The sequence below is a fragment of the Aquicoccus sp. SU-CL01552 genome (genome assembly GCF_040365005.1).
Classification (GTDB): Bacteria; Pseudomonadota; Alphaproteobacteria; order Rhodobacterales; family Rhodobacteraceae; genus Antarcticimicrobium.
In genome coordinates, this window is the sequence record NZ_BAABWV010000038.1 from 1 (window position 1) to 3773 (window position 3773).

A 3773-nucleotide genomic window follows, 5' to 3' on the forward strand; every position below is an offset into this window, starting at 1 on the left:
CCGGCCTGCTAAGCCCATCGCAGCGCCATGCTTGATTACGATGCCGATACGGTTCATGCCCTTGCGCGCGGTATCGGCCTTCGTGTGCCAGAGCGGTTTTAGAACATCCACAATGTCGTTCTGGGTGATCTCGGTGATCGGGCGGTCCCCAATTTTGGGGATCACGTGGAGGTTTAAGGGCGACAGCCAGCGTCCGGAGGCTCCGTCGCCTTTGAGTTCTGCTTTGCGGGCCTCGAATGCGAGTGCGCATACTTCCTCAAAGGTCTGACTCTTGTGGAGCTGCTTGCGCCGCTCTTCACGCGGATCAGTGCCGCTGCGGGCCAGCTCCCGCGCTGCCGCTGCCAAATCGCGGGCTTGATCAAGTGTTACGTCTGGATAGGGGCCGAGGCCGAGTTCCACCCGCTTTCCGCGCCCAAAAGCGGCTTTGATGGTGACTTGCACCGACCAATACTTCGCCCCCTTTTCCCTAACGTGCAGGAAGAGACCGCCGCCGTCACCGAGGCGCTGCCCGGGCTGTTTTGCAAGCTCAACCTCTTTCTTACCTAGCCTGTGAATGCCCGGCATCTTCAGCCCCTCTTCAAATGTTGTTACGCTATTTAACCGCAATTTGGCCGTGCTAACATGGGGCTAGTTGGGCCTGCTTGCAAGTTCAAAGTATTGAAATTATTCACATTTTGGCGTTGTTTGGTTCTGTTGTTAGATTCCGATATGCCGTGTGGGGGCACCATTACCTTCTCTTGAAGGCCTGTTTTCATTGGCTATCAGGCACTTGCGTTGCTGTTCTGGGACACATTCCGGGACACAACGAGGACACGTTGCATGGCCGTGACAATGAAGTTGAAGTACATCGACGAACTGAGCGGAGGCCGGAAAAGGTTCCGCAGGCGCTGGCCGAAGGATGTTGCTGAGGTCAGGGGAGAAACCTTTTTCCAGAAGCCCCTCAAGGCCCGTTCAGGCCCTGCTATGGTCACCGAGTGGGAAACCCTATCGTCAGAATTTGAGGCCACTGTGGCGGCGCACAGGCGTTCTGTGGAGGAGCGGGAAAGCATGTCACCCCGCGCCCTCTGGAGCGAAGCCCAGCGGGAAGCCAAACGGTTGCTTGACGGTGCCCGTGGCGGTGATGAGGTTGTTAGGAAGGAGCTGGCGGAGGATATTGCCCAGCACCAAGGCGACCCCATGCTCTACAGGCCCGTTATCCAGCCAGACGCAGCCCCGCCAGCCTACACCCTCGCAGATGCCTTTGACCTCTATGAGCGAGAGAAGATCGACGAAAGCCAAGGGCGAGGGCCGAGGAACAGGCTAGATAGGGTGAAGAGGAAGACGGAGAAGGCGCTGGGCAAGCTGTCCAAGGTGCCTTTGGCCAATCTTCGCAGGCAGCATGGCAGGAAGCTCCTCGACCACCTTCAGAGTTCCAAGACATCCACTGGCAATCCCCTTTCCGCAGAAACCATTCGGCGGGAATTGAATGCGGTGAGGGCAATCGTTGAGTTTGCCTTGGTCGAGTTCGATCTGGTCGGCACTGTCGCCAATCCTTTCCGCAAGCTAGAGGTTAAGACCAGCGGCGCGGCCCCCTCAGTTGACCGTAACGCGCGCCTTCCGTTGCCCGTGGAGGTCATTGCTAAGGTGCGCGAGAGGCTGTCCCGCAGCAAGCGCCCTGAGCTGCTGTTGATCTGGCGTCTTCTGGAAGGCACTGGCTGTCGCCCCAGCGAAATCTCCGGGCTTCGGCTGGAGGATGTGAAGATCGACCACGATACGCCCCACATCCACGTCACATGGCATGAAGACAGGCGCATCAAGACCAAGGCAAGCCACCGTTTGGTCCCCCTCGCAGGAGACGCACTGGAAGCCGCGCAGGAGGCCGTTAAGCTGGCGGAGGGTGAAGCCCTATTGTTTCCCCATTACGCCCGTGAGGAGGGCGCGGACCGGCTCTCTGCGGCGCTCAACAAGCATGTGAGAGCGGTGACAGAGGATAGGCGGCATGTGGTCTACAGCCTCCGCCACAACTTCAAGGACAAGCTCATCGAGGCTGGGGCAGACCCCCGGATTGAGCACCGCATCATGGGTCATGCGGCAGGGAACCTTGGCGACCGGGTATATGGCAGCGAAGCGGCTTGGCTGAAGGTGGCAGCGGAGGTTGTACGGAGGGCTGTACAGGTTCCCTAGCAGCCCCCGGCGGGTTCACCACCGGGGCAGCCATTCATGCCGCCCAGCGCCCCCGCTATTGCCATGCCCAGAGCGCGGAAGGCTAGATGTTGTGGTTGCTGCTCTAAATCTGGTATTGGCACACACCATAGAAAAGGTAGGCATTCTGCCCCCGATGGCGAGCGAATCTGGGTATCCCCATGAAACCGCTAGCGGCCCTCTGAGGGGGCTGTGAGGGGCAGCTACTAGATGTAGTGGTTGCCCATCTAAACCTGGTATTAACCCACTCCTTAGGACAAAGATCCGTTCCGCCGTGCCGGGCCTAAGCTGGCGTTGGCGGAGGGTATGACCCACACCGTAGGAAGGCAGACTTAGTGCGCCCGTTTTGTGGACCGCTCGCAAGCACGTCCGGCTCACGTTAGGTGGGTGCGACAACGTGTCACCGAATAACCCACACAGTAGGACGAAGAAGCCGTCCAGACCGAAAAAGTTTTCACGAAAGGAACCGCCGAGCTGCTGGCGGACGATGACAAGCAGCCACGCAGAAGCCCAGTCACTCACGCGACCACCGCGTTACACTGGCACGGTATGAGATCGGGAAGGTGACGGCCCCGATATGACGGCCCTGCGGAGACCAGTTCTGGACGGCGAAGCGGTTGTTAACGGTTCATGTTAAGGTGACCAATACGGTTCATGCTAACAGTTCATCTTCTCATAATCTCTTACATAGATCTTTCACATACAGCTTCACATAAGTTGTTTAGGCGGCTGACGCCGCAGGTGGATTGAGTGATTTGATGAAGGTGACAGCACCTCTCTGTGGTCTTCCAGAGCGCGTGAGCGCGCGCCCTTCTGGTCTACCTGAACATGCCCCTTAACGGGCCTGCGCAGTTTCTCTTCCACCCCCACCACCGACGATCAATTCCCGGTTCTAGACTTCTTAGTGTGAAGGTTAGAGCCCGTCACACCACCGACCACACAAACTTTCTCCATGCCGATAGGCAGCCGTGACCGCCTCCCCGTGGGGTTGGTCTCCTGCGGGCCTTTGCACTGCTGGCGCTTGCGGCTGTCTTTCCGCGTGGAGAACGCGACCAATCAACAGACCAATTTAAGCAAAGGATAAACGACAATGACGAACATCGACACTACCGCCCAAACCTTCCAAGGCATCCCCGTTCAGGTCTGGCAAGAGGCTTACCGCTACGACCCCGATACGGGAACCATACGGCACCGTGAAGACCGGCCTGAGGGGCACTTCGCGACTGCCGTGGGGTTCAAGCGGTGGAAGTCCAGATGCGCCGGGAAGGTTGCCACGAGCGACCCTGGAAACGGCTACTTGCTGGCGAAGCTCACCTACCAAGGCGGGAAGCGGGTCACCGCCAAAGCACATCGGCTGGCGTGGCTACTGCATTACGGCGAAGCCCCCGCTGGAGGAATGCAGATCGACCATGTGAACGGCGATAAGGCGGACAACCGCATCAGCAACCTGCGCCTCGTGTCTCATGCCGAGAACGGGCGGGCCTTCCATCAACCACGCGGCGGTGCAAGCCAATATCGTGGCGTTGTGTGGAACAAGCGGGATGGACGTTGGCTGGCCCAAATCAAGCACAACGGCACCCGGCGCAATCTAG

At 58.8% G+C, this 3773-nt stretch carries 3 protein-coding genes; 2 read left to right on the forward strand and 1 reads right to left on the reverse strand.

Translation table 11 applies throughout. From position 1 onward, the window contains the following. A partial coding sequence (locus ABWV23_RS22190) for a tyrosine-type recombinase/integrase (protein WP_353351863.1) occupies positions 1 to 564 on the reverse strand: 564 nt, incomplete at its 3' end. Between the two features lie 255 nt (positions 565 to 819). Here ABWV23_RS22190 and ABWV23_RS22195 point away from each other — a divergent pair. Further along, positions 820 to 2163 (forward strand): site-specific integrase, encoded by a 1344-nt coding sequence (locus tag ABWV23_RS22195; protein ID WP_353351865.1) that lies wholly within the window; start codon positions 820 to 822, stop codon positions 2161 to 2163. A gap of 1108 nt (positions 2164 to 3271) precedes the next feature. Then, the coding region (locus ABWV23_RS22200; RefSeq protein WP_353351867.1) for an HNH endonuclease signature motif containing protein at positions 3272 to 3773 on the forward strand (502 nt) is incomplete at its 3' end.

What these genes read in the sequence shown, in the direction of transcription:
- ABWV23_RS22195 (WP_353351865.1), top strand. Translation starts at nt 820, where the DNA reads ATGGCCGTGACAATGAAGTTGAAGTACATCGACGAACTGAGCGGAGGC.